The sequence below is a fragment of the Bradyrhizobium sp. SZCCHNR1015 genome, from assembly GCF_032489875.1.
GTDB lineage: Bacteria > Pseudomonadota > Alphaproteobacteria > Rhizobiales > Xanthobacteraceae > Bradyrhizobium.
Window position 1 is genome coordinate 207,380 of sequence record NZ_JAUEYW010000012.1, and the last position, 23,890, is coordinate 231,269.

The 23,890-nt window shown below is 66.3% G+C and carries 21 protein-coding genes; 11 read left to right on the plus strand and 10 right to left on the minus strand.

Going from position 1 to position 23,890, the window contains the following annotated elements; all coding sequences use genetic code 11:
• Nucleotides 1-167: 167 nt before the first annotated feature.
• The 3 genes from QX128_RS21450 to hemC all read left to right on the plus strand — a co-directional run bounded on the left by QX128_RS21450 (nucleotide 168) and on the right by hemC (nucleotide 4,061).
• Nucleotides 168-1,346 (plus strand): acetate/propionate family kinase, encoded by a 1,179-nt coding sequence (locus QX128_RS21450; RefSeq protein ID WP_316238457.1) that lies wholly within the window; start codon nucleotides 168-170, stop codon nucleotides 1,344-1,346.
• Nucleotides 1,347-1,442: 96 nt separating this feature from the next.
• Nucleotides 1,443-3,068 (plus strand): choline dehydrogenase, encoded by a 1,626-nt coding sequence (locus QX128_RS21455; protein ID WP_316238458.1) that lies wholly within the window; start codon nucleotides 1,443-1,445, stop codon nucleotides 3,066-3,068.
• A 15-nt stretch (nucleotides 3,069-3,083) separates the two neighbouring features.
• The gene (gene hemC / locus QX128_RS21460) at nucleotides 3,084-4,061 is read left to right on the plus strand and encodes a hydroxymethylbilane synthase (protein ID WP_315805852.1); all 978 of its coding nucleotides are present in this window, start codon (nucleotides 3,084-3,086) and stop codon (nucleotides 4,059-4,061) included.
• A gap of 4 nt (nucleotides 4,062-4,065) precedes the next feature.
• On the opposite strand, the gene hemE is transcribed toward hemC, so the two are convergent.
• A complete protein-coding gene (gene hemE / locus QX128_RS21465; RefSeq protein ID WP_409998003.1) occupies nucleotides 4,066-5,097 on the minus strand; it encodes a uroporphyrinogen decarboxylase in 1,032 nt (343 codons plus the stop codon).
• 197 nt (nucleotides 5,098-5,294) lie between these two features.
• On the opposite strand from hemE, the gene QX128_RS21470 reads away from it, so the two are divergent.
• Together QX128_RS21470 and QX128_RS21475 are read left to right on the plus strand one after the other, a co-directional pair.
• Nucleotides 5,295-5,537, plus strand: coding sequence for a hypothetical protein (locus tag QX128_RS21470; protein ID WP_315805854.1), 243 nt, complete (start codon nucleotides 5,295-5,297; stop codon nucleotides 5,535-5,537).
• 170 nt (nucleotides 5,538-5,707) lie between these two features.
• Nucleotides 5,708-7,618: a diguanylate cyclase gene (locus QX128_RS21475; RefSeq protein WP_316218625.1), complete on the plus strand. Its 1,911-nt coding sequence runs from the start codon at nucleotides 5,708-5,710 to the stop codon at nucleotides 7,616-7,618.
• Between the two features lie 13 nt (nucleotides 7,619-7,631).
• Here QX128_RS21475 and QX128_RS21480 read toward each other — a convergent pair whose 3' ends face one another.
• Together QX128_RS21480 and QX128_RS21485 are read right to left on the minus strand one after the other, a co-directional pair.
• The gene (locus QX128_RS21480; RefSeq protein WP_315805856.1) at nucleotides 7,632-7,859 is read right to left on the minus strand and encodes a SlyX family protein; all 228 of its coding nucleotides are present in this window, start codon (nucleotides 7,857-7,859) and stop codon (nucleotides 7,632-7,634) included.
• Complete coding sequence (locus QX128_RS21485; protein WP_315805857.1) at nucleotides 7,846-8,625, minus strand: rhodanese-related sulfurtransferase; 780 nt, start codon at nucleotides 8,623-8,625, stop codon at nucleotides 7,846-7,848. Before QX128_RS21485 ends, QX128_RS21480 begins: the two co-directional genes overlap by 14 nt.
• A gap of 132 nt (nucleotides 8,626-8,757) precedes the next feature.
• Between QX128_RS21485 and ggt the strand changes: the two genes are divergently transcribed.
• Both ggt and QX128_RS21495 read left to right on the plus strand, forming a co-directional pair.
• Entirely contained in the window at nucleotides 8,758-10,344 is a 1,587-nt protein-coding gene (gene ggt, locus QX128_RS21490) for a gamma-glutamyltransferase (protein WP_315805858.1), read from the plus strand.
• A gap of 839 nt (nucleotides 10,345-11,183) precedes the next feature.
• Entirely contained in the window at nucleotides 11,184-11,642 is a 459-nt protein-coding gene (locus QX128_RS21495; RefSeq protein WP_316178026.1) for an FKBP-type peptidyl-prolyl cis-trans isomerase, read from the plus strand.
• A gap of 375 nt (nucleotides 11,643-12,017) precedes the next feature.
• On the opposite strand, the gene QX128_RS21500 is transcribed toward QX128_RS21495, so the two are convergent.
• Nucleotides 12,018-12,233 (minus strand): CsbD family protein, encoded by a 216-nt coding sequence (locus QX128_RS21500; protein WP_315802709.1) that lies wholly within the window; start codon nucleotides 12,231-12,233, stop codon nucleotides 12,018-12,020.
• A 148-nt stretch (nucleotides 12,234-12,381) separates the two neighbouring features.
• Here QX128_RS21500 and QX128_RS21505 point away from each other — a divergent pair, with 148 nt between their 5' ends.
• Complete coding sequence (locus tag QX128_RS21505; protein WP_316217385.1) at nucleotides 12,382-12,900, plus strand: cupin domain-containing protein; 519 nt, start codon at nucleotides 12,382-12,384, stop codon at nucleotides 12,898-12,900.
• Between the two features lie 150 nt (nucleotides 12,901-13,050).
• On the opposite strand, the gene zigA is transcribed toward QX128_RS21505, so the two are convergent.
• The 5 genes from zigA to QX128_RS21530 all read right to left on the minus strand — a co-directional run bounded on the left by zigA (nucleotide 13,051) and on the right by QX128_RS21530 (nucleotide 19,808).
• The gene (zigA, locus tag QX128_RS21510) at nucleotides 13,051-14,256 is read right to left on the minus strand and encodes a zinc metallochaperone GTPase ZigA (protein WP_316238459.1); all 1,206 of its coding nucleotides are present in this window, start codon (nucleotides 14,254-14,256) and stop codon (nucleotides 13,051-13,053) included.
• 570 nt (nucleotides 14,257-14,826) lie between these two features.
• Nucleotides 14,827-16,056 carry a TadE/TadG family type IV pilus assembly protein gene (locus tag QX128_RS21515; protein WP_316238460.1) on the minus strand — a complete coding sequence of 410 codons (1,230 nt, stop codon included), beginning with the start codon at nucleotides 16,054-16,056 and terminating at the stop codon, nucleotides 14,827-14,829.
• Between the two features lie 284 nt (nucleotides 16,057-16,340).
• Nucleotides 16,341-17,792 (minus strand): MATE family efflux transporter, encoded by a 1,452-nt coding sequence (locus QX128_RS21520; protein WP_316238461.1) that lies wholly within the window; start codon nucleotides 17,790-17,792, stop codon nucleotides 16,341-16,343.
• 151 nt (nucleotides 17,793-17,943) lie between these two features.
• Nucleotides 17,944-19,110, minus strand: a complete 1,167-nt coding sequence (locus tag QX128_RS21525; protein ID WP_316217381.1) for a hypothetical protein — start codon at nucleotides 19,108-19,110, stop codon at nucleotides 17,944-17,946.
• Complete coding sequence (locus QX128_RS21530) at nucleotides 19,107-19,808, minus strand: FecR domain-containing protein (protein WP_316238462.1); 702 nt, start codon at nucleotides 19,806-19,808, stop codon at nucleotides 19,107-19,109. The genes QX128_RS21525 and QX128_RS21530 overlap by 4 nt, the downstream gene beginning before the upstream one ends.
• A 139-nt stretch (nucleotides 19,809-19,947) precedes the next feature.
• Here QX128_RS21530 and QX128_RS21535 point away from each other — a divergent pair, with 139 nt between their 5' ends.
• Nucleotides 19,948-21,276, plus strand: a complete 1,329-nt coding sequence (locus QX128_RS21535) for a phospholipid carrier-dependent glycosyltransferase (protein WP_316238463.1) — start codon at nucleotides 19,948-19,950, stop codon at nucleotides 21,274-21,276.
• Between the two features lie 67 nt (nucleotides 21,277-21,343).
• On the opposite strand, the gene QX128_RS21540 is transcribed toward QX128_RS21535, so the two are convergent.
• Nucleotides 21,344-21,994 carry an OmpA family protein gene (locus tag QX128_RS21540; protein ID WP_316238464.1) on the minus strand — a complete coding sequence of 217 codons (651 nt, stop codon included), beginning with the start codon at nucleotides 21,992-21,994 and terminating at the stop codon, nucleotides 21,344-21,346.
• Nucleotides 21,995-22,379: 385 nt separating this feature from the next.
• Between QX128_RS21540 and QX128_RS21545 the strand changes: the two genes are divergently transcribed.
• The gene (locus QX128_RS21545) at nucleotides 22,380-22,610 is read left to right on the plus strand and encodes a hypothetical protein (protein ID WP_315802718.1); all 231 of its coding nucleotides are present in this window, start codon (nucleotides 22,380-22,382) and stop codon (nucleotides 22,608-22,610) included.
• 74 nt (nucleotides 22,611-22,684) lie between these two features.
• On the plus strand, nucleotides 22,685-23,857 hold the full coding sequence (locus QX128_RS21550; protein ID WP_316238465.1) for a winged helix-turn-helix domain-containing protein: 1,173 nt from the start codon (nucleotides 22,685-22,687) through the stop codon (nucleotides 23,855-23,857).
• Nucleotides 23,858-23,890 lie beyond the last annotated feature (33 nt).

A 23,890-nucleotide genomic window follows, 5' to 3' on the forward strand; every position in this document is an offset into this window, starting at 1 on the left:
ACGCAATGGCCCTCCCGCGGGTCCGACTCAACCTTGGGTACGATGGCAGACGATAATTCGGTGTCAGAATGCAACCTAGCGTTTTGTTCGTCTTCGGATCGTCATGGAAATAATTCGTATTTTCTGCAGTTTATCAGTTCAACATTCGTCACGAGGCGGCATCACCGATGCAACACATCCTGACCCTCAACTCCGGCTCATCCTCGATCAAATTCGCCTTGTTCGAGGAAGATGCCGTCCTTGTCGAGACCGTGCATGGCCAGATCGAGGGGCTTGGCCGTAACGCGCCGCATCTCGAAGCAAAGCTGAGGGGCGCTCCGCTGGCCGATGAACGCCTGGATGCAGCGAGCGCCGCCGATCACGAAGCGGCTCTCGGCGTCGTGCTCGAGGTCCTGCAGCGCGCCATCGGCCGCACCGAAGTCGACGCCGTCGGTCACCGCGTCGTTCATGGCGGGCTCGCATTCACGCGGCCGATCGTCGTCAATGACGATGTTCTGAATGATCTGCAAAAGCTCATTCCGCTGGCGCCGCTGCACCAGCCTCACAATCTCTCTGGTGTCCGCGCCGCCCATCGCGCCTTTCCTGGCGCCATGCAGGTCGCATGTTTCGATACCGCGTTCCATCGCTTGCACCCCTGGGTTAACGACACCTACGCCTTGCCGCGCGAGTTCTACGATCAGGGCGTCCGCCGCTACGGCTTTCACGGCCTGTCCTATGAATACGTCGTGTCGCGATTGAAGGAGATCGCTCCGCTCGACGAGAAGGGCCGGGTGGTCGTGATGCATCTCGGCAACGGCGCCTCGATGTGTGCGATCCGGGATGGGCAGAGCATCGGTTCGTCGATGGGCTTCACGGCACTCGACGGTCTGCCGATGGGCACGCGCTGCGGTCAGCTCGACCCTGGCGTCGTTCTCTATCTGCTTGAGGAGAAGCGCATGACGGCCGAGGCGGTCACCGATCTCCTCTACAATCACTCGGGCCTTAAGGGATTGTCGGGGTTGTCGCAGGACATGCGCGAACTGGAGGCCGCCGGCACGCCGGAGGCGCGGCAGGCGATCGACTACTTCGTCGACCGCATCAGGCGCGAGCTCGGCGCCATGGCCGCGATCCTCTCTGGCATCGACGCGGTGGTGTTCTGCGGCGGGATCGGCGAGCATGCATGGCGCATTCGCGAGCGCGTCTGCCAAGGATTCGAGTGGCTCGGGATCGCGTTGGACGAAAGCCGCAACCGCGCGAGCCATTCCTTGATCTCTTCGGACCAGTCGCGGGTGCGTGTGCGGGTGGTCAATACCGATGAAGAGATGATGATCGCACGGCACGCCGCGCGGCTGCTGAAGCAGTCATGACTGAGATGGCCGACCAGACCTGCTGATTTGCCGCTTGCATGCGCCGGCTTTTGGTATCATCGAAGATGAAACAACAACAAGGCCGGTGGGGAAGCGATGGAAGGCAGCGCAGCGTTGCGTGAGACGGACCTGGAGTTCGACTATATCGTGGTCGGTGCCGGCTCGGCCGGGTGCGTTCTCGCCAACAGGCTCAGCAGTGACGGCAAGCACACGGTGCTGCTGCTCGAGGCCGGTCCGAAGGACACCAACATCTGGATCCACGTTCCGCTCGGCTACGGCAAGCTTTTCAAGGAAAAGACCGTCAACTGGATGTACCAGACCGAGCCGGAGCCGGGGCTCGACGGCCGCTCGGTGTTTCAGCCGCGCGGCAAGGTGCTCGGCGGCTCCAGCTCGATCAACGGCCTGCTCTATGTGCGCGGTCAGCACGAGGACTACGACCGCTGGCGGCAGCGCGGCAATGTCGGCTGGGGCTATGACGACGTGCTGCCCTATTTCAAGCGGGCGGAAAATCAGTCCCGCGGCGCCGACGACTATCATGGCATCGACGGCCCGCTGCCGGTGTCCGACTGGCGGCACGAGGACCCCTTGTCTGAAGCCTTCGTGAAGGCGGCGGTCGAGGCCGGGTTGCCCTTCAATGGCGACTTCAATGGTGCGAGCCAGGAGGGCGCGGGGTTCTTCCAGACGACGACCCGGCGGGGCCGTCGCGCCAGCACCGCGGCCTCCTACCTGCGGCCGGCGCTCGGTCGCAGCAACCTGCACGTCGAGACCGACGCGCTGGCCCAGCGGATCGTGTTCGAGGGACGCCGGGCCGGCGGCGTCACGTTCAGCCAGCGCGGCCGGATGCGGACGGCCCGCGCCCGCAGGGAGATCCTGGTGTCGAGCGGCGCCTACAACTCGCCGCAACTGCTGCAGCTGTCCGGGGTCGGTCCGGCCGAGCTGTTGAAGGAGCATGGTCTCGACGTGGTCCTCGATGCGCCCGGTGTCGGGAGTGACCTGCAGGACCATCTGCAGGTGCGTATCGTGATGCGCTGCAGCCAGCGCATCACGCTCAACGACATCGTCAACAATCCGGTGCGCAAGGTGCTGGCTGGCGCACGCTATGCGGCCTTCCGCAACGGTCCGCTGACGATCGCGGCGGGGACGGCCGGCGCATTCTTCAAGACCGATCCGCGGCTTGCGAGCCCGGACATCCAGATCCACTTCATCCCGTTCTCGACCGACAAGATGGGCGAGAAGCTGCACACCTTCTCCGGCTTCACCGCCTCGGTCTGCCAGCTCAGGCCCGAAAGCCGCGGTTCGCTGCGGATCAGGAGCGCGGATCCGACGGTGCCGCCGGAAATCCGCATCAATTATCTCGCCAGTGAAACCGACCGGCGGGCCAACGTCGATGGCCTCCGGATCCTGCGGAAAATCCTGGCGGCACCGGCGCTGAAGCCGTATGTCTCGGGTGAAGCCTATCCGGGGTCCAAGATCGTGAGCGATGACGACATCCTGGCCTATTGCCGGCAGACCGGCAGCACGATCTACCATCCGACCTCGACCTGCCGGATGGGGACCGATGCTGTCGCCGTGGTCGATCAGCGCCTGCGCGTGCGCGGCATCGACGGCCTGCGCGTGGTCGATGCCTCGATCATGCCGGACCTGGTTTCGGGCAACACCAACGCGCCGGTCATCATGATCGCGGAGAAGGCCTCCGACATGATCTTGCAGGACGCGCGCTGACGCAGGAATGAGTTCGTGACACGTTTCCGGATCGGCACCCGCAAGAGCACGATGGCCTTGGCGCAGACGGAGGAGATCGCCCGCCGGCTGCAGGCCGCGATTCCGTCGCTCGACATCGAGATCGTCAAGTTCGAGACGACGGGCGATTCCGACCAGACCAGCAAGCTGCTCACCCATGGCGGCAAGGGCGGGGCGTTCGTGGCCGAGATCCGCCGCGCCATGCTGGATGGCAGGCTGCATGCAGCAATGCACTCGCTGAAGGACATGCCGGGCAACGAGGAAACGCCGGGGCTGGTGGTTGCGGCGCTGCTGTCGCGCGATCCGCCGGGCGACGTGCTGGTGCTGCGGCGGGGGCTGTCGCTGGACGAATTCCGCAACGATGGCGGCCGGGGCTTCAAGATCGGCACCAATGCCGTGCGCCGGGCCGCCTATGCGCGACGGCTGTTTCCGCAGGCCGAGCTGATCCATTTTCGCGGCGCGGCCGATACCCGCATCCGCAAGCTCGACAATGGCGAGCTGCAGAAGCTGCCGGACGGCGGCGCCGTGGGGCCGGCTGATGCGCTGATCATGGCGCGCTCCGGGCTGGAGCGGGTCGGCCTGTCCGACCGCGCCTCCTATGACTTCCCGGTCGCCGACATGCTGCCGGCGGTCGGGCAGGGCATCGTCGCCGTCGAGTGCCCGGCCTCCGACTGGGACACGCGGCGCATCCTGGCGACCATCGACGACGCCGCGGCGCGGACCTGCGCCGATGCCGAGCGCGAGGTGCTGTGGGTGCTCAACGGTCACTGCAACTCGCCGATCGCTGGCTTTTCGACCATCGACGGCGGTCAGCTGACGCTGACCGCCTCGGTGCTCGACGAGGATGGCGGCCACTTCATCGAGGCGCAGCGCTCGGCGCCGGCGGATCGTCCGCGCGAGCTCGGCCGGGCGGTCGGGCTCGATCTGCTTGCCAACGGCGCGGCGGAGCTGATCGAGCGCAGCCGGCCGCGCTAGCAAGTCATCCCTTGTAGGCGCGGACCCGCGCCAGCATCTGCTCCACATGGGCGATCGGGGTTTCCGGCAGGATGCCGTGGCCGAGGTTGAAGATGTGGCGGCCGCCGGAATAGCTCGCCAGCACGTCGTCGACCGCCTGGTCGAGCGCCGCGCCGCCGGTGATCAGTGCCAGCGGATCGAGATTGCCCTGCACCGCGACCTTGCTCTGCACCTTCTCGCGCACGAGGCCCGGCTCCGCGGTCCAGTCGATGCTGACGGCATCGATGCCGGTTTCGGCGACGTAGCCCGGCAACAGCGCGCCGGCGCCACGTGGAAAGCCGATGATCTTCGCATCCGGCCGCGCCTTGCGCACGCCCTCGACGATGCGCCGTGTCGGCGCGACGGACCAGCGCGCGAACTCGCGCGGCGACAGCACGCCGGCCCAGGTGTCGAAGATCTGCAGCGCGTCGGCGCCGGCCTCCAGCTGCTTCAGGAGATAGGCGATCGAGCTGTCGACCAGCGCATCGATGATTCTGCCGAACGCATCGGGATGCCGATAGGCGAGCAGCCGCGCTGGCGCCTGATCAGGCGTGCCTTGGCCTGCGACCATGTAGGTCGCGACCGTCCATGGGGCGCCGCAGAAGCCGATCAGCGCGGTGCTCCGCGGCAGCTCGGCCCGCACCCGGCGCAGCGCCTCGAACACCGCTTCCAGCTTCGACAAATCGGCCTTCGCCGACAGCGTCGCGATCTTGTCCGGCGTATCGAGCGGGTCCAGCCGCGGGCCTTCGCCGATTTCGAAGCGGACGCTGCGGCCGAGCGCGTGCGGGATCACCAGAATGTCGGAAAAGATGATCGCCGCATCGAAGCCGAAGCGCCGGATCGGCTGCAGCGTGACTTCGGCCGCGAGTTCGGGATTGAAGCAGAGGTCGAGAAAGCCGCCGGCCTTGGCGCGGACCTCGCGGTACTCCGGCAAATAGCGGCCGGCCTGCCGCATCATCCAGATCGGGGGCACGCTCTGCCGCCGTCCGGCCAGCACGTCGATGAAGGGCTTGTTCACGGCAGTCTCACTCACGCTCGGGCTCCGCAACTTTCGGGAACAGTTTACCGTCCGTGATACATGCCCACGCGGTTCCGGCCAAGGTGATATCGACGCGGAAGCGGCGGGAGATACGAGCGCCATTGCGGTCGCCGGCCGCCACATCTCGCGGAACACGTCTTTCGCCACTGCGTTGTCGTTCCACAGGGAGATTGACCATGGCTGAGAAATTCAATCCTGCGCCCCACGACAAGCACGCGGTCGATCCGCGCGAGGCCGCGCGTCTCGATCGTGAGACGGCCACGCAACTCGACAAGGGACTGATGGATACGTTCCCGGCATCGGATCCGGTGAGCCTGCAACAGCCCTCGACGACCCGAGCGAAGGACGACGACGTCGACCACGATCCGGCGCATGCGTCATCGTTGTGGGACAAGGTGCGATCGGTGTTCGCCCGTTGAACTAACAAGCGGGACGCCGCTTGCGACCGCGGATTTCTCGGTGTGGCTCCGTATTTGTACGGGAGCAGCCGTAGTCTTACGGGCCGCTGAGGACACCTTCGGAGCAGCCGCATTTCAGAGTTAAATAAGATGTCCATGGGAACCTCGGCGCGTCCGGAGAGTCCCGCGGAATGGACGTTGGTGCGACCAGAGTTGATCGAGGCCGCCTGCCCATGTGGGCGGCTGGCGTGCTTGCGCTCGTGTCGGTCGCCATTCTCGCTTTCAGCATCTGGGGCGAATGGACCTCCCGCCAGGCGGAGGTGCGAAATGCCGAAACCGATCTCAGCAATCTCGCTCATTCGCTCACCCAGCACGTCGAGGACACATTCGAGCTTGCGGATTCGCTGTTGCGCGGCGTCGTCGCCGCCCTCGAAACCGATGACGGCAAGCCCGGCGCGATCACCCGACTGCAGACGATCCTGAAGGCGAGGAAGCCCAATCTCGGGCGCATCCGCGGCATCTTCGCGTATGGCGAAAACGGCGACTGGCTCGCGACCACCGAGGACGTCACGCTCACCAACTACAACAATGCCGATCGCGACTACTTCGCGCACCACAGGGTTTCCGCCGATCGTTCGCTGCTGATCGGTCGCCCGGTGCAGAGCAGGGCTGGCGGCCAGTGGGTCATCACCCTGTCGCGGCGCTGGAATCACGCGGATGGCCGGTTCGGCGGCGTCGTGCTGGCAACCATCGACGTTGCCTATTTTGCTCAGTTCTACCGTCAGTTTGCCGTCGGTCGTCAGGGCACGATCAGCCTGATGAGCCGCGATGGGGCCGTCCTCGCCGACAATGCGGAGCCCGACGCTCAGACGGTTGGGCGCGCCATCCTCGAAGCGATTCCCTATCATCCTGCGTCGGGGACGCTGCATTTCCGGCGGCTCGGCGAAACGTCCGACCGCATCGGGTTCTATCAGCACGCGCAGCGCTATCCGTTCCTCATTCTGGTGACGCGCACGGAGGCGGAGGTCCTGGCCGAATGGAAGCGTGATGCGCTCATTCGGCTCACGGTGCTGGTCTGTCTGGTTGCGCTCGTCATTGCGATCGGCATCTTCCTCGCGAAGCAGTTGCTGCAGCGCCAGCAGCTCGCCGCGGCGCTGGCCGCCAAGGAAGAAAACTTCCGGCTGCTCGCCGAAGGCTCCAGCGACATCGTGACGCGGATCGAGCTGGACGAATGCATCGGCTACGTTTCGCCCTCGACCATGCGCGTGCTGGGCTGGCATCCGTCGCAGCTCCTGGGCAAGCGCGCGCTCTCCGGCGTGCATCCGCTCGATCGCCCGCAGTTGCAGGAGATCCTCGATCAGCTCAGGCGAGGGGCCGTCGACGAAGCCCGCGCCACCTATCGCATGCGCCGCCGCGACAAGTCGGAGATCTGGGTCGAGGCCACGATCCGCGCCACCCGTCAGCCGGATGGTGCGCTCGACGGCTTCGTCGCGGTCACCCGCGACGTGACCCAGCAGAAGACGCTGCAGGGCCGGCTCGAGACACTGGCCATCGAGGACGGCCTCACCGGGCTCGCCAACCGCCGCCGGTTCGACGAGCGGCTGCTGGAGGAGTGGGGCAGGGCCTACCGCGACAAGACCTCGCTGGCGCTGCTGATGATCGACATCGACCACTTCAAGGCCTTCAACGACGCCTATGGCCATCCGGCCGGCGACGAGTGCCTGCACACCGTGGCCGGCATTCTCGCCGACGAGGCGCAGCGCAGCTCGGATCTGGCCGCCCGCTACGGCGGCGAGGAGTTCGCCATCCTGCTGCCGAACACCGATGCCGGGGGCTGCGCCAGGCTCGGCGAGCGGATCAGGCGGGCACTGCACGAGGCCCGCATCGTCCACGATCACAACCCGGCGGGAATCGTCACCGCGAGCATCGGCGGTGCGGTGTGCCGGCCGGGTTTCGAACGCTCCGCCGGCCCGGCCTCGCTGATCGAGGCGGCCGACCGCGCGCTCTATGCCGCGAAGGACGCCGGCCGCGACCGCCTGATCATGGCCGGCGAGGTGGTCGACCTGCCCGCCGGCAAGGCGCCGGCGACCGTCCCGGCGTGAGATCGCCGCCTGCTCAGTAGTGCGGCGGCGGCTCATTGCGCGGCCCCTCGGTATTGCCTTGCGCCTCCTCGAGCCGCTCCACCAGCAGGGCGACCTGTCGCTTCAGCGCATCGATCTCGCGCCACTGCGCGGTGATGGTCTGGTTCAGCGTCTCGATCGTGTCGTCCTGAAACGTCAGGCGCATCTCCAGCGTGTCGATCCGCTCGCCGAGCTGCGCGTTGGATTGCTCAGAGCTGTTCATCGCGTGCGCCCTCCGGAACGGCCTTGATCGTGGCCTCGCTGTGCTCCCGCAGCCCGTGACCGAGCGCCACCCGTTCGTCGAACACGAAACAGCCGCCGCGCCAGCGGCTCTCGGATTCCGGGGTCTCCTCGAGATATTTCAGGATGCCCCCCTTGAGGTGGTAGACCTCGGAAAAGCCGCGCGCCAGCAGCAGCGCGCTCGCCTTCTCGCAGCGGATGCCGCCGGTGCAGAACATCGCGATCCGCTTGTGCCTGGCAGGATCGAGCGCGCGTGCGGCAAAATCCTTGAACTGCCCGAAGCTCTGCAGGCCCGGATCGATTGCGCCCTCGAACGTGCCCATCGCCACCTCGAACGCATTGCGGGTGTCGAGCACGACGGTATCGGGCGCTGCGATCAGCGCGTTCCAATCGGCGGGACTGACATAGGTCCCGACCTGGCGGGTCGGATCGGCGGCGGGATCGCCGAGTGTCACGATCTCCCGCTTCAGCCGCACCTTGAGGCGCCGGAACGGCATGGCGGTGGCGCGCGAGTATTTCAGCTCCAGATTGTCCAGCCGGCCGGCGAACAGCGTTCCGTCGCGAAACTCGCCGACCAGGGCGGCAATTGCCGGCTCGGTCCCGGCCACGGTGCCGTTGATGCCCTCCTCGGCCAGCAGGACGCTGCCCTTGATGCCGCGTTCGGCGCAAAAGGCGTGGAGCGGCGCACGCAGGTCGCGAAAATCCGGCAGGGCGACGAACTGATAGAAGGCGGCGACGGCGAGGGGCATGCGGCCGTTTACCAGCAGAGCTGACCATAGAAAAGCTGGTATCCCCGGGCATTGCCGAGCCCGGAAGGAATGTGCGATGTAGCCGGCCAGCACTGGTATTCCAACCACCACACGATCACGCAGCGAGCAACGATGAGAAGCTTCCATTTCCCCGGCAGGTCGACGGTCCACGCCCAGAACGGAATGATCGCGACATCGCACCCGCAGGCGGCGCTGGCCGGGATCGAGGTGCTGCGGGCCGGCGGCACCGCGGCCGATGCGGCGGTGGCAGCCTGCGCCCTGCTCGGAGTGATCGAGCCGCAATCGACCGGTATCGGCGGCGACTGCTTCGCCCTGGTCCAGCCCAGGGGCGAGGGCCGGATCATGGCCTATAACGGCTCGGGCCGGGCGCCTGCCGCCGCGACCGTGGACTGGTACCTCGAGCGCAAGATCCATTCGGTGCCGCTGACCTCCGCCCACGCCGTCTCCGTGCCCGGTGCCATCGATGCCTGGGCGCGCATCCTGCACGACCATGGCCGGCTCGGCCTCGACCGGCTGCTGCAGCCGGCGATCCGCGCCGCCGAGGACGGCTATGTGGTGGCGCCGCGGGTGGCCTTCGACTGGAACAACCAGTTCGAGAAGCTCAAGAACGGCACCAACACCGCGCGCTACTTCCTGCCGCGCGGCAAGGCGGCGGCGGTCGGCGACGTGATCCGCCAGCCGGAGCTGGCGCAGACGCTGCGCGTGATCGCCAAGGAGGGGGCGAAGGGCTTCTACACCGGCGCGGTCGCCGAGGACATGGTGCAGACGCTGCGCGGCATCGGCGGCCTGCACACCCTGGAGGACTTCGCCAATCACCAGACCGAGGTGACCTCGCCGATCGGCACCACCTACAAGGATCACGACGTCTGGCAGTGCCCGCCGAACGGCCCGGGCATCACCATGCTGGTGATGCTCAACATTCTTTCCCGCTTCGACCTCACGCGGATCGATCCGCTCAGCGTCGAGCGCTTCCACCTCGAGGCCGAGGCCGCGCGCATCGCCTACATGATGCGCGAGCAGCATATCGGCGACCCCGCGCACATGACCACCGAGGTCGCGAGCATCCTCGCCAAGGAGTTCGCCGACGAGTACATCTCGCAGATCAGCCTCGACAAGCTGCTCGATCTGCCGAACGTCGCGCCGCCGATGAATCCGGAGACGGTCTACATCACCGTCGTCGACCGCGACCGCAACGTCTGCTCCTTCATCAACTCGATCGCGCATTCGTTCGGCTCGGCCATCGTCTCCAACGAGACCGGTGTGCTGCTGCAGAACCGCGCCGGCGGCTTCCGCATCCAGCCCGGTCATCCGAACTGCATCGGTCCGGGCAAGCGTCCGCTGCACACCATCATCCCGGCGCTCGCCACCAAGGCCGGCCGCGCCCAGATGTCGTTCGGCGTGATGGGCGGCCAGTATCAGCCGGTCGGCCAGACCCACGTGCTGACCAACATCCTCGATTATGGCTGCGACGTGCAGGAAGCGATCGATATGGCGCGCGGCCTGCATTACGAGGGCGTCTATCAGCTCGAGGACGGCGTGCCGGCCGATGTCGTCGAAGGCTTGCAGAAGATCGGCCACAAGACCACCAAGGTGGTGTCGCCGCTCGGCGGCGGCCAGGCGATCTGGATCGACTGGGACAAGGGCACGCTCACCGGCGGCTCCGACCCGCGCAAGGACGGCTGCGCGCTGGGATATTGAGGCGGGCGCGTTCTCGCGGACTATCTCACCATCACTGCGCTTGGGCCCTGTCGTGTCCACACATTCCGCTGTCGTCCCGGCCTTGAGCCGGGACCCATACCCCCAGGGAGCGGTTTGAGGCAGGCTGGCAATTGGCTTTTTGCCCATCACGTCTGCTGCGGCGTATGGGTCCCGGATCGGCGCCGCGACGCGCTGGCGCGTCACGGCTTGTCCGGGACGACAGCGGTGGGTTTGGCGGATTCACAATTCAAACAGCCATCGAGTTGAAGACATGAGGACGTGATCTCGCGGCGAGACTCGCCCGAGGTCTGCACTTGGTCGTCCCTCGCAATCATGCAGAGGGCGCAGGGAATGCCGGGTGAGGGCCTCACCCATGGCCCGCCTGCGAAAAGAATGCAGGCGGCAGGTACCACAGGCAAAGCCGAACACTCCGGCATTCCCTGCGCGACGGTCTTCACGCTTATACGCAGTCTCCCTGGTGCGCCGGGCTTGTTGGCCACCATGCCGCGACGATGCTTGCGCATCGCGCGGGTGACACCAGCGTCGGGGTGTCAGGACGCTGCGACTTCACGTCCGCAAGATATCGTTCGTCCGCATCCTCGTCGAAGAGAATGCTGCGATCTCTCGCGGCCATCGCACCCCGCCTCGCGTGTCGTGACGATCGCGCGCTACGCCCCTCTGCGGTGAGGCGGGATGCGCGGAGATAATCATGATTTCCGATTATTGGCAATAGGATTATTTTTTTCGGAAGCAGATGCCGGGCTGGTCAGCCGCTCCCGCTTGGGCTAAACCGCGGCTCCCGTGAACGAGCAGAGGCGGTCTGGAGCATGCGGCGTCCGATGAACAGAAGAGTTGCGCTGATGATGGCGGCATCGGCCGCGGCCGGTGGCGTGCTGGGCTCCCGCGCGGTCTCGGCACAGACCAGTTCCGCCCAACCGACAGGAAAGACCATGACCACTCCCTCCGGACTGCAGATCATCGACACCAAGGAAGGCACCGGCGCGACGCCGACGCGCGGTCAGACCTGCGTGATGCATTATACGGGCTGGCTCTATGAGAACGGCCAGAAGGGCAAGAAATTCGACTCGTCTGTGGATCGCAACGAGCCGTTCGAATTCCCGATCGGCATGAAGCGCGTGATCGCCGGCTGGGACGAGGGCGTCGCCACCATGAAGGTCGGCGGCAAGCGCACGCTGATCATTCCGCCCGAGCTCGGCTATGGCGCACGCGGTGCCGGCGGCGTGATTCCGCCGAACGCGACCTTGATGTTCGACGTCGAGCTGCTGGGCGTGAAGTAGGTCTGGGCGAGTGACGGCGGTTCGGTCAGCAAGCGTGCTGTGCGATACAGCGTCCTCTCCCCCAAGGCGAAGCTGAGCTTCGCCAGGGTGGGAGAGGACATCACCGGCCCATCCGCGAACGCTATAGGGTGAGGGGTATCCTTCGGCGAGCGATGCTCGGGGAGAGATACCCCTCACCCGACGAAGCTTGTGGGGACTGTCCTGCATGCCCTCTCCCACAAGGGGAGAGGGCGCATTTATAGGCGCCGGTTGGGACGCCGATAGTTGCTATTCGTCGTCAACTAACAACGGCGCGAAGACCGGCCCGCGAGGGGCCGGTCTTGTTAGTTTCTGGAGATCGTCATCGCGCGACCTCAGCGACCGCGCCGATCCTGCTCAGAGGTTCTTGTTCGCAGCGCCGGCGGCGGTGTTCACCGCGTCCTTGGTCGCCTGCTTGGCATCGCCCAGCGCCTGCTGGCCCTTGCCCTTCACTTCCTGGATCGCGCCTTCGCCCTGCAGACGGTCGTTGCCGGTGGCTTCGCCGATGCCCTGCTTGGCCTTGCCGATCGCCTCGTTGGTCGCACCTTTGATCTTGTCCATGGTCGCACCCATGATGTCTCTCCATTGTGTGTGTGAACTGTGCGGACTCAACGCGGGCGTTGCGAAAAGGTTCGCGTGGAACCGCAATGGCGCCGATGCGGCATTTCGACTACAATCGCGCCGGTTCCTCCGAACACAAGAATCCGAGAAGAAGAAAATCATGTCAGGCTCTCACGATCACACGCACGGCCATTCCCACGATCACGGCGACGAGCGCTGGAAGCACGACGGCGTCCGCGTCATTCCGGGTCATCAGCTCGATGGCAACGTGCCGTCGACACCGGGCATGGACCGCAAGGCCGCGATCAACTTCGCGCGCGTCGGCGCGCAGAAATTGTGGGCCGGCACCGTCACGATCCGGCCGGACGCCAAGACCGGCGCGCATCATCACGGCCATCTCGAAAGCGTGATCTACGTCGTCAAGGGCAAGGCGCGGATGCGCTGGGGCGATCGGCTGCAATTCACCGCGGAGGCCGGCCCCGGCGACTTCATCTTCGTGCCGCCCTATGTGCCGCACCAGGAGATCAACGCCAGCCCGGACGAAGTGCTGGAATGCGTGCTGGTGCGCAGCGACGGCGAGGCGGTCGCGATCAACATCGACATCGAGCCGGTCGAGAAGCCGGAGACGGTGCTGTGGATCGATCCGGTGCACCGCGATCCCGCCGAGTCGAAGCCGTAGCCATCAAGGAAATGGCGGAGCCGTCTCGCGACGGCTCCGCCGGGCAGGGAGTGGCTATACCGCCCTCCCTCTCACACGCGAAGCAGGGGCGACTGTCGCGCGTGTGTCTCGCGGTTCGTTGTCTCGAGCCGCAGTTCGGATGAATGCCGATCAGGCCGCCTCGTCGGCGCGGCGCCAGACCGGAAACGGATCCGACAGCCGCGCCCATGCGGCGACATCCATCGCAGGCTTCCCCGGCAGCAGGCAGGCGTCGAGCCGCGCGCTCAGGCCCGCCTCATCCATGTTGCTGCCGATGAACACGATCTCCTGGCGGCGGTCGCCATAGACCTCGTCCCAGCGCCCGAGCATGCGCGTGCGCCAGTCGAGGTCCTCGGGCCACAATTTCTGCGGCACCGCAGCCCACCAGAAGCCGAGCGCGCTGGTGCGGACGATGGCGCCGGCCTGGCTGATCTCTCCGAGCCATTGCGGCCGGGTCGCCAGCCAGAAATGGCCCTTGGCGCGGATCACGCCCGGCCAGGATTCGCGCAGGAACCGGTCGAAGCGGGCCGGAATGAACGGCCGCCGGGCGCGGTAGACGAAGCTCGTCACGCCATAGGCCTCGGTCTCCGGCGCATGGTCGGCGAAGCCGTAGAGCTCGCTGTACCAGAGCGGGTGCTGCTGGGCGCGGTCGAAGTCGAGGCGCCCGGTCGCAAGCACGCGCTCCAGTGGCACACGGCCCTGGTTGGTCTCGATGATGTCGGCGTCCGGATTGAGCGCGCGAATGATCTTGCGCGCGGCGTCGCGCTGATCGCTGCTGGCATCGTCGACCTTGTTGAGCACGATCACGTCGGCGAACTCGATCTGCTCGACCAGCAGATCGACCAGCGCGCGCCGGTCGCCGTCGAACTGGTCGCCGCGGTCAGTCAGGAAGTCGGACGACGAATAGTCCTTGAGCAGGTTGACCGCGTCGACCACCGTCACCATCGTGTCGAGGCGCGCGACATCCGACAGGCTCATGCCATGCTCGTCGCGGAAGTCGAAGGTCGCCGCCACCGGCAGCGGCTCTGAAATGCCGGTGGCCTCGATCACGAGATAGTCGAAACGACCGCTCTCGGCCAGCGTGCGGACTTCCTTCAGCAGGTCGTCGCGCAGGGTGCAGCAGATGCAGCCATTGGTCATCTCGACCAGTTGCTCATCCGTCCGTGACAGATTGGCACCGCCATCGCGAACGAGGTCCGCATCGATGTTCACCTCGCTCATGTCGTTGACGATCACCGCCACCTTCAGACCCTGGCGGTTGTTCAGGACGTGGTTCAGCAAAGTGGTCTTCCCAGCCCCGAGGAAGCCGGACAAGACCGTGACGGGGAGTTTGCGCATCGAGATCGAACAGCCTCTTCAGGGGAAGGGGTCGGTGCCGGCGAACGGGCATGCGGCCTCAATCGTTATGTTATAACATAACATCATCTCAAGTCGCGCTGGGTGTCAAGGGAGAGTGGGTGACAAAGGTGTGAGAGGCGTGATGACGTGGGGTCTTGCCGCGGGCGGTGGACGCGCGGGGCAGGCGTCGGCCTCAAGGAGCAGAGCAGGTTCAGCGGTGTGCTTTAGAACCGTCGGGACACCGATCCGCTTGAGCGATGTTGCAGGAGCGACGCTGCAAGAACAACGCTGCAAGAACAACGACTGGTGCGCTCCCTCTCCCCGTTCTTACGGGGAGAGGGTCGGGGTGAGGGGCAGCCACACAAGAAGTCTTAGTTGTTAGGTCCGTTCTTTCTTGGCGTGAGGACGTTCGTGATGTGATCCGAACCTCTGTGATTCAGGTGAGACGGGTGGAGGCTATCGACTCAAACCGCTCGTGCGGCTGCCGCTCACCCCAACCCTCTCCCCGTGAAGAACGGGGAGAGGGGGCGCACCGTCATTGCGGCTGGAGCGTGCCTCATATGCAGCAAGCTACTTCGACAAAAACGCCGTGCCGGCCTGGCCGCTGGTCGCCGACATCGACAGCGCGCCGGGCGCGATCGCCCAGTTGGTCTGGTTGAGGATCAGCGTGTTGAACACCATCGTGACGCTGTTGCTGCTCATGGTCGAGACCGAGTTGATGGTGACGTTGCGGCTCGGCAGGTACATCAGGCCGGTGTAGGACGAGCTGCTGGTGCCGTTGATCGGCAGGTTCGTCGTCGACAGGCCTGACGGCTCGTACATCAGGATGTTGGCGTAGGTGCCGCTGGTCGGCGCCGACAGCGTCGCATTGACGTTGCCGTTGAAGGTGAGCGTCGCGTTCTGGTCGACGAGGTAGAAGGTGACGCCGCTGCCCGTCACCGTCCACCCCGAGTTGAAGGTCATCGCGCCGCCCTTGATGATGTAGAGGCCGGGATTGAGCGTCAGCGTGCCGGAGCCGTTGAAATTGGTCGCGCCGCAATACACGCCGGGGCTGAGCGTGACCGAGCCGGGATCGTAGACCTTGTTGTTGGTGGTGCACGCGCCCACCGTGACGGCGGGCAGCTTGCCGGCGAAGGGATCGGCGATCGCCGCGCAGCCGGTCTCGGCCGGCGGCGTGACGCCGCCGTTCTTGGTGATGTTGGTGCCCTTGATGCAGATGCGCTTGACGTTGAGCGTGGCGTTGAACATCGCCGCCGGGCTCTGCGTCGACAGCACGTGAACCTCGCAGCTCGGCGCATTGAGCTGGGCGCCGGAATTCACCAGCAACGATTGCGCGTTGATGGTGCTGACCAGCAGGATGCAGACCGGCGACCTGGCCTGCGCACCGGCTTTCGCCGTAGCGGACGCCGTCACGCCGAGCGACGTCGCGCCCATGACGTTGAGGAACGAGGTCTTCACCGTGGTCGTCGCGGTGCCCGACAGCGAGCCGTCGCCGTTGGGCGTGAAGGTCGCCGATGTGCCGCTGCCGAACCGGCCCTTGAAGCTGCCCGAGAACACCGCGCTCGCGGTCGAGACCTGCTGCGCGCTGGCCTGGGTCACGCCGGCGAGGACCGCGGCATCGACCGACTTCTGGAGTTGCGCCTTGGTGTCGCTGGACTTGGCGAAATCGACGGCGGCGCCGACCGACACCAGGATGGGGATGATGGTGATGGCGAAGATCATGCTGATCTGGCCGTCCTTCGCGCGGCCAAATCTCCATGCCAGATCGCGAAGTGTCTTCGACGAAATCGATACGGTCATGTGCAACGCTTCCTGCTGATGGCTGTCCGAGGCTCGACGCCGGCGGATGCGAGCCCGTGCTGCAAGGAAGTGGCGGCCAGACATTACCGCATGCTGAATCCGGTTCCGTAAAGGAACCCTGCGACGTCGTTGCGGAAGCCGAAGGTTATCAGTGTATTTGCCGGATCATCGAGAGGTGCTCGTTCGCACCACTCACTGGTAGTAGCTGCGCGAATTGCTTGTATTCGGCGGTGGCCGCTTGTGAGTTGCAGGTCGTTTGAATTGCTCTTTCCGGTTAGTGTCCGCTAAGCGCGCGAGCGCCAGATCCGGGGCGAGAGAACGAGGCTGCAAACGAGTGCGTAGGCGACGAGCGACAGCGTGACCATCGCGGCGAGCGAGGCCATGCCGCCGCCGAGCATGACGATAGCGACATAGCCGCCGCCCGCCGCGATCAGCACGCGCAGGGCGGAGCCGACGAACGGCCACAGCACGTGCCCCGCGCCTTGGCCGGCAAAAGCCAGCACGAAGCCGAAGCCGAGCGCGGCGTAGGCCGGCGCTACGGTGCGCAGATAGGTCGCGCCCTCGCGCACAACCTCGGCGTCGCGGCTGAACAGGCCGAGCCAGAGCGGCGGATGCAGCGCCACGATCACGCCGATGGTCCCGACCAGCGCCGCGCCCGCCAGGGCGCTGATCCAGGCGATGCGGCGCGCACGGCCGCGCTGTCCGGCGCCGACATTGATGCCGACCATGGTCAGGGTGGCCGTGCACAGTCCGAACAGGATCGGGATCATGATGTAGTCGAGCCGCGAGGCGATGCCGTAGGCGGCGAGCTCGGAGGTGCCGAAGCGGCCGGCGAGCGCGGTCACCAGGATGACGGTGAGATTGACCATGACCGCGTTCAGCGCGGTCGGCAGTCCGACCCTCAGGATGTCGGCGAACAGCCGGGCCTGCAGCGGCGCAACGCGTACATGCAGGCTGGAGCGGCCGGAGGCCATATAGCGCACCAGCACCAGCATGGCGCCGCAGTAATACAGGCCGAAGGCGATGCCCGCGCCGGCAATGCCGAGCCCCGGCAGCGGGCCGAGGCCGAAGATCAGCAGCGGCGAGGCGGGGATCATGACCAGCGCGCCGACCAGGGTGACCAGCGCCGGCACGCGCACATTGCCGGCGCCGCGCAGCGCTGCCGCCTGCAGGTTGACGATCCACACCGGGATGGCGCCGGCGAACAGATAGTTCGAGTAGCGCAGCGCCGCCTCCAGCGCGCCTGCGCGTCCGCCGAGCGCATGGTACAGGGCCGGGCCGAGCAGGGCGGTCGCGAGCGTGAACAGGCCGCCGGCGATCACCGCCAGCACGATCGCATGGAACGCGATGGCATCGGCATCGGCGTTGTGCCCGGCGCCGACGGCGCGCGCCACCGCCGAGGAGACGCCGCTGCCGATGCCGCCATTGGACATCATCGTCATCAGCATGAAGATCGGGAACACCAGCGCGACGCCGGCCAGCGCATCGGTGCCGAGGAAGCCGACGTAGTAGGCCTCGGCGACGTTGACCGCGGTCTGCGCCACCAGCACCGTCATGGTCGGCAACGCCAAGCGGAACAGCGCCGGCAGCACCGGGCCGGAGAGCAATGCCGTGCGGACCGACGCGGCCTTGGCGCGCGACGGAGCCGGGGCCGGCGTGACAAGCGGCGCTGGCGCCTCCGGAGCTGCCGTGCCGCTACGCCGGGCCTCGCCGGTCGCCTGGGTGGAAACGTCCATCGGATCTCCGTGCGCCCTGGCGAGCCGTTGCATTGAAATGACGATCATCATTCAATAGGTCCGCCGCCGGGCGCGGGTCAAGGCGACGCGGGCGCAGGCCGATCATGAAAATTTGGCGGAGCAGGGTGATCCGCTGCGCCGGGGCGGCCCGCTAATAATGGACGCGCAGGCCGATGCCGCCGTGGATGGTGTTGCCGACCGGCTGCGGGCCGAGCGTGCCGTTGACGAACAGGTCGGCGATCCAGCCCTGCGGCAGGCGGAAGCCGAGCCGGCCGCCATATTCGAACCAGCCCTGGTTGCCCATGGTCGGCGTCACCGTGCCGTTGCCGGTGACGGTGGCGACGATGCCGGAGCTGGTCGCGAACGACTGGACGTAGCCGCCATTGATGTTGGCCTCGATGCTCGTGCCGAACAGGTGGGTCCACTGGCCGCCGACCTTGACCAGGCTGGTGCGGTCGGTGCCGCCGGCGATCGTCGCGTCGAACGGGTTGAAGGCTACCGTGGGATCGCGATAGCCGGCGACGTGCTGCCACAATTGCCACAGCTCGACCGAGGCCGCGAGCTCGTCGCGCGGCGAGAACCGGCTGATCCAGCCGGCGCGGCCATAGACCGCGTAGTTCGATGCCGTGGTGGTGCCGTCCACGGTGACGTTGCCGAGGCTCGTCGCATAGCTGCGGCCGTAGCGCACGCGCTCATAGGGTGTCAGGATGGTGCCGACGTCGAAGAACGGCCGCGACGAGCCCCAGTCGGCGAAGTCGTAGCGCAGTGCAAAGGCGCCGATCGGCGCAGACGTCACGTGATAGCCGTTCTCGTCGTAATGCGTGTAGGCGAGGCCGGCGAGCAGCGCCAGATTGCTGGTGAGCTGCTTGCGGCCATGGATGCCCGCCGAGAACGAGCCGGCCGAGCCGAACGCGCTGACGCAGTCGCTGCAGTTGACCTGCTCATTGACGCCGAGCAGCACCAGCCCGAGCACGCGGTTGGTGATCATCTGGTTGAAGCGCTGGTCGGCGAGGCTGTTGATCGCGTTGGCGCTGTTTCCCGCGCCGGTGGGCGACGGCGACGGGGTCGGCGTGCTCGAGGGCGAGGGCGTCGGCGTCGGACTGGCGGTCGATGTCGGCGTGGCCGACGGCGTCGGCGTCGCGGTGGGCGAGGAGGTCGGAGACGGCGACGGGGTCGGGCACGGCGCCGCCGCGAAGTTGTCCACCCCGCAATTGCTCTGCGCGGCGGCCGGCGCGGCTTGCAGGGCGAGCGCGAGCAGCCCGCCGGCGATGGCCGTCATCAGGAGAGCAAGCTGACCGCGGCGTGTTCTCATCGTCATCGTCCGCACAGGATGCCGGTGAAATCCTGCGGCGGCGCATTGCTGGCGAGATCGGTGACCGTGCAGAGGCCCGATGTCGACGCGCAGCTCGCCGCAAAGCTCCAGGACGGATTGCTGGTCTTCTTGATCGTGCTCCTGCCGTTGCCGGTTGCGGTGACGATGGCCGTGTCGCCGGGCTGGGTCAGCTCGAGGCATTGGAAGGTGAGGGTGCAGACCCGCGACGCGCCTTCCTGCAGCACGACCATGGTCTGGCCGCGCTGCGAGCGGATGTCGAGGATGGTGCCGCGCACGCCGATGGTCGCGAGTGGCGTGTTGATCTTGTAGGCGGTCTTCTCGGAATGGCCGGTGACGAAGCGGAACGCGCCGGTGCCGAGCCGGATCGCGATGTCGCGATAGCTGGTCTCGTCGTTGAACACGGTGCGGTCGAGCGTCAGGGTGGCGTTGGCGCCGAGCGAGAGATTGGTGCTGTCGATCATGACGAGCCGCGCGGCGCTGTCATTGCCGGTGCGCACGGTCTCGTTGCGTACGACGCCGTCGCCGACATTGATCGGGCTGCTCGACGCGCCTGCAACGCGCAGCACGTCCTTCTGCACCAGCACGGCTTCGCCGATGCGGCCGTCGGCGCTCGCGCCGCCCGCGACGCCCAGCAGGGCGGCGGCCGAGATCGCAGCGACACAGGTTCGGCGACGCAGGCTCATATCCACACCGAAGGTCGTTCCCTGCTCAATCTAGCCGAAGACGGCGTGCGGGGTTGTTGTAAAATGGGCACAAGTTTGCCTCGATGACCGTTCGGTGGTTAGTTGCCGTCACCGTGGGATCAGTTCAACGCGGAGGCCCATGAAGGTATCTGCTGCTCGCCGGGATGACGACGAAGATGACGGCGAGGTTGCGCAGGATGGCGCTCTGTCGGTCCGCCGCTGCGTGATGACGGCGTTGCTGATCTTCGCGATCGCGCACGTCGTGCTGATGATCGGGCTCGCCTCGCCGCCGAAATTCGTCTTCGACGAGGTGCATTACGTGCCGGCGGCGCGGCAGATGCTGGGACTGGGGCCGGCGACGCCGCAGCTCAACCCGATGCATCCGCCGCTCGCCAAGGAGCTGATCGCGCTGTCGATCAGGACGTTCGGCGACAATGCCTTCGCATGGCGCTATCCCGGTACCGTGCTCGGCGGGCTCGCCGTCGCCGCGATCTATCTGTGCGGCCTGGCGCTGTTCGCGGCGCAATGGCCCGCCATCGCGGCGGCGCTGCTCGCGGCCTTCAACCAGATGCTGTTCGTGCAGGCGCGCATCGCGATGCTCGACATCGGTGCGCTCGCCTTCAGCCTGCTCGCGATCGCGACGTTCCTGTTTTCATTCAGGCAGCGCCGGCCGCAACTCGTGTTCGCGCTGGCGGGGGCGCTGTTCGGCCTTGCGATCGCCTGCAAATGGAGCGGGCTGTTTCCGCTCTTGACGGCGCTTATCATCGTCGGTCTCATCAAGCTGTTGCAGCATTGGCAGACCTCGTTCGGCGATGGCGAGCCGACCGACTGGTATCGGCCCGAGCAATGGCCGCAACTGAGCTGGCTGCAGATCGTGCTGGGCCTCGTCGCGATGCCTACTGTCTGCTATCTCGCGACCTTCGTCCCGCTGCACGGCCTGTCCGTCATGGGTATCGTCGAGGCGCAGCGGCGCATCTTCGCCGACAGCATCACCACGGCGATCGCCGGCCACACCTATATGAGCGCGTGGCCGACCTGGCCGCTGCTGGTGCGTCCGGTCTGGTTCCTGTTCGACAAGAATGTTGACACCGACATCGCCGCAGTGGTGCTGCTCGGCAATCCGCTGGTGCTGTGGCCGGCGCTTGCCGCGCTCGCCATCTGCGTCCGGGATTTCATCGCGACGCGCAGCGCGACGGCGTTCCTGATCCTGGCGTTCTATCTCGGCTGCTATCTGCCCTGGGCGCTGCTGCCGCGCGCGCTGAGCTTCATCTACTACTACCTGCCGTCGGCGACGCTGGCGAGCCTCGCGCTCGTCCATGCGCTGCGACGCTGGCCGCGCTGGGTGCTGGTGAGCTATGTCGCCGTCGCGATCCTCGGCTTCGTCGCGATGCTGCCGATCAGCGCCGCCTTCATCGGCACGACGATGCAGACCTTCACCCGGCTGATGCTGTTCCAGAGCTGGATCTGAAGGGCGGACAAAAAGCGCCCCGCCTGCCAGGGACCGTCAGCAGGCGGGGCGATGCGCGGCGGAGCGCTCACTTCGCCGCGGTTTTGGTGTCCATGTTGACGACCTGGACCCGCCGGTTGAGCGGATCGGCCGGGTTTGCCGCGTCCTTGAGCTTGGTCTTGCCGTAGCCGACCGCGACGAGGTCCTGGCCGGGGAGGGCGAACTTCTCGACCAGATAGCGCTTGATGGTGTCGGCACGGCGCTCGGAGAGATCCTGGTTGAAGCCGTCGCTGCCGATGCCGTCGGTATGGCCGGCGACCACGAAGGTCGAGCCCTTCAGGTTCGGATCGGATAGCGCCTTGCCGAGTTCCTGCACGGCCGGCATCGAGGCCTTGCTGATCTCGGCCGAATTGTAGTCGAACTGGATCTCCAGATCGATCTTGGGCTTGGTCGCCGCGATCTCGGCAATCTGCTCGCGCTCGCCGAGCGACAGCGAGCGGGTCTTGCGGTTGCGCATGCTGTCGATGAAGGCCGCCTGCTTGGCCTGCGTCGCCGCGTCGACCTGCGGGTTCGCCTGCGGTCCGACCGAGATGCTGCGCGTGACCGCCTTCGGCTTCAGCGCGTTGAGGATCTTGTCGGCCGACACGGCCTCGCCGGCGAGAGCGGTGCCTGCGCCGAGCGCCAGCATCGCGGAGAACGCCGCCGCCTGAACTGCAAAACGTCCAAAATATGGGGTCATCGTCGTTATCCTTGGGTCGTCATGCCCTATGGCCATTGGATGCGTGAACGATAGAACGGGTTCAAAGCGTCCAATGTGATCGACGTCACGTTGCCGGACCGGGCGGGCCCTCGAGGGGCGAAGCGAGCGGTCTGCGAGACGCGCCGCGCGCTGCCGCAAAGCGATCGGCAGGTGGCCGGTCCGCGAACAACAAATCGGCCAGATGCGGTTCTACCGGATAGCGCTCGCCAGGAAAAAATCGCAAACCTAAGGGACGCGAACGGCGAGTGGATTCGTAGTCAAGAAACGCGAACAGAAAAGCAGAGCCGTGTTCAACCCATCGCACAGGCGCGACTATCAGTCCCATCGGGCGAGCAGCCAGGATCAGGCGGGATCATCCGGTTCCATGTCGACGCTGATTGGAGCAGGGATCATTGCCGCATCGATCCTGCTGTCGACGCTGTTCACGGCCGTCGGCAACCGCTATGTCGGCCTGGAAAGTCCCTCCGAGGATACGGCCTGGCTGGTCGACCGCCTGACCGGCCGCATCTACAAATGCCGTGCGCCCGATCCCGGCCGCGCCAGCTGCAAGGCCGAGATCGCCACCGGCAGCATTCCGGACAAGTCCAAGCCTTGAGGTTCCGCAAGGGGTTCCCGTCGGCCTGATTCGCCGTTGCGGGAGCGGGGGCGAATCTCGCACCATTGCGCGGCATGCCCGCCGTTTCCACGCCCATCCCGCTCTCCAAGCCGCAGGCGCGCCGCATCTGGCTGCGCGCGCAGCGGCTCGATGCCGAGGCGCCTTTCGGCGCGGGCCCCGAGGCGGTCGCCGCCGCCATCGCCCATCTCGGTTATGTGCAGATCGACACCATCAACGTCATCGAGCGCTGCCACCACCACATCCTGTTCAGCCGCATTCCCGCCTATCGCCGCGCCGATCTCAGGCAGGCGCAGAGCGCGGACAAGACCGTGTTCGAATATTGGACCCACGCGCTGTCCTATATTCCGGTGCAGGACTTCCGCTACTTCGTTCCGGCGATGCGCCGCCACCGCCGCGAGGGCCATCGCTGGCTCACGACCGTGAAGCCGGAGGATACGCGCAAGGTCATGCGGCTGATCCGCCAAGGCGGCGCGCTGACGATCCGCGACATCGACGACGACGTGCTGCGCGAGAAGGACCACGCCTGGGCCAGCCGCAAGCCGTCGAAGCGCGCGCTGCAACTCGGCTTCTACGAGGGCGTGCTGACGGTGTCGGGCCGCGACGGCATGCTCAAGACCTACGACCTCACCACCCGGCATTTCGGCTGGGAACGGCTGCCGAAGGGCGCCAACGATCGCGAGATCGCAGCCTATCTGCTCGACCGCGGCTTGCGCGCGCAAGGCGTCGTCAGCCTCGATTCGCTCTGCCATCTCAATGCGCCCAGCAAGGCCGCGGTGCGCCGGGTCATCGATGCCAGGGTCCAGCGCGGCGAACTGCTGCCGGTGACGGTGGAGGGCGCCGGCAAGCAGGAGCACTGGGCGACGCCAGCAGCGTTGGACGAGCCGGCTGAAATCGATCCGGCGCGCGTGCACATTCTGTCGCCGTTCGATCCGCTGATCATCCAGCGCAAGCGGACGCAGGCGATCTTCGACTACGATCATCGCTTCGAAGCCTATGTCCCGAAGGACAAGCGCCTGTTCGGCTATTTCGCGCTGCCCGTCCTGGTCGGCGACGAGATCGTCGCCGCGCTCGACCTCAAGACCGACCGCCAGAACGGCAAGCTTCTGATGCAGAAATGGAGCTGGGTCGGCCACGGCAAGGCCGCGCGTGGCGAGCCGCGCAAGGCGCTGAAGCGGCAGATCGAGGACGAGTTGCACCGGTTCCAGCGCTTTCAACTTGGAGACTGACCGCTGCGCCGGAGAGTCCCGTCGTGCTCTTGA

Excerpts from the sequence above, each read along its gene's own strand:
- QX128_RS21455 (WP_316238458.1), top strand. The coding sequence starts at position 1,443 with ATGGAAGGCAGCGCAGCGTTGCGTGAGACGGACCTGGAGTTCGACTAT.
- QX128_RS21450 (WP_316238457.1), top strand. The coding sequence starts at position 168 with ATGCAACACATCCTGACCCTCAACTCCGGCTCATCCTCGATCAAATTC.
- QX128_RS21540 (WP_316238464.1), bottom strand. The coding sequence starts at position 21,994 with ATGACCCCATATTTTGGACGTTTTGCAGTTCAGGCGGCGGCGTTCTCC.
- QX128_RS21530 (WP_316238462.1), bottom strand. The coding sequence starts at position 19,808 with ATGAGCCTGCGTCGCCGAACCTGTGTCGCTGCGATCTCGGCCGCCGCC.
- QX128_RS21505 (WP_316217385.1), top strand. The coding sequence starts at position 12,382 with ATGTCAGGCTCTCACGATCACACGCACGGCCATTCCCACGATCACGGC.
- zigA (WP_316238459.1), bottom strand. The coding sequence starts at position 14,256 with ATGCGCAAACTCCCCGTCACGGTCTTGTCCGGCTTCCTCGGGGCTGGG.
- QX128_RS21550 (WP_316238465.1), top strand. The coding sequence starts at position 22,685 with ATGCCCGCCGTTTCCACGCCCATCCCGCTCTCCAAGCCGCAGGCGCGC.
- QX128_RS21480 (WP_315805856.1), bottom strand. The coding sequence starts at position 7,859 with ATGAACAGCTCTGAGCAATCCAACGCGCAGCTCGGCGAGCGGATCGAC.
- QX128_RS21545 (WP_315802718.1), top strand. The coding sequence starts at position 22,380 with ATGTCGACGCTGATTGGAGCAGGGATCATTGCCGCATCGATCCTGCTG.
- QX128_RS21470 (WP_315805854.1), top strand. The coding sequence starts at position 5,295 with ATGGCTGAGAAATTCAATCCTGCGCCCCACGACAAGCACGCGGTCGAT.
- QX128_RS21485 (WP_315805857.1), bottom strand. The coding sequence starts at position 8,625 with ATGCCCCTCGCCGTCGCCGCCTTCTATCAGTTCGTCGCCCTGCCGGAT.
- QX128_RS21495 (WP_316178026.1), top strand. The coding sequence starts at position 11,184 with ATGAACAGAAGAGTTGCGCTGATGATGGCGGCATCGGCCGCGGCCGGT.
- ggt (WP_315805858.1), top strand. The coding sequence starts at position 8,758 with ATGAGAAGCTTCCATTTCCCCGGCAGGTCGACGGTCCACGCCCAGAAC.
- QX128_RS21475 (WP_316218625.1), top strand. The coding sequence starts at position 5,708 with ATGGACGTTGGTGCGACCAGAGTTGATCGAGGCCGCCTGCCCATGTGG.
- QX128_RS21520 (WP_316238461.1), bottom strand. The coding sequence starts at position 17,792 with ATGGACGTTTCCACCCAGGCGACCGGCGAGGCCCGGCGTAGCGGCACG.
- QX128_RS21535 (WP_316238463.1), top strand. The coding sequence starts at position 19,948 with ATGAAGGTATCTGCTGCTCGCCGGGATGACGACGAAGATGACGGCGAG.
- QX128_RS21525 (WP_316217381.1), bottom strand. The coding sequence starts at position 19,110 with ATGACGATGAGAACACGCCGCGGTCAGCTTGCTCTCCTGATGACGGCC.
- QX128_RS21500 (WP_315802709.1), bottom strand. The coding sequence starts at position 12,233 with ATGGGTGCGACCATGGACAAGATCAAAGGTGCGACCAACGAGGCGATC.
- QX128_RS21515 (WP_316238460.1), bottom strand. The coding sequence starts at position 16,056 with ATGACCGTATCGATTTCGTCGAAGACACTTCGCGATCTGGCATGGAGA.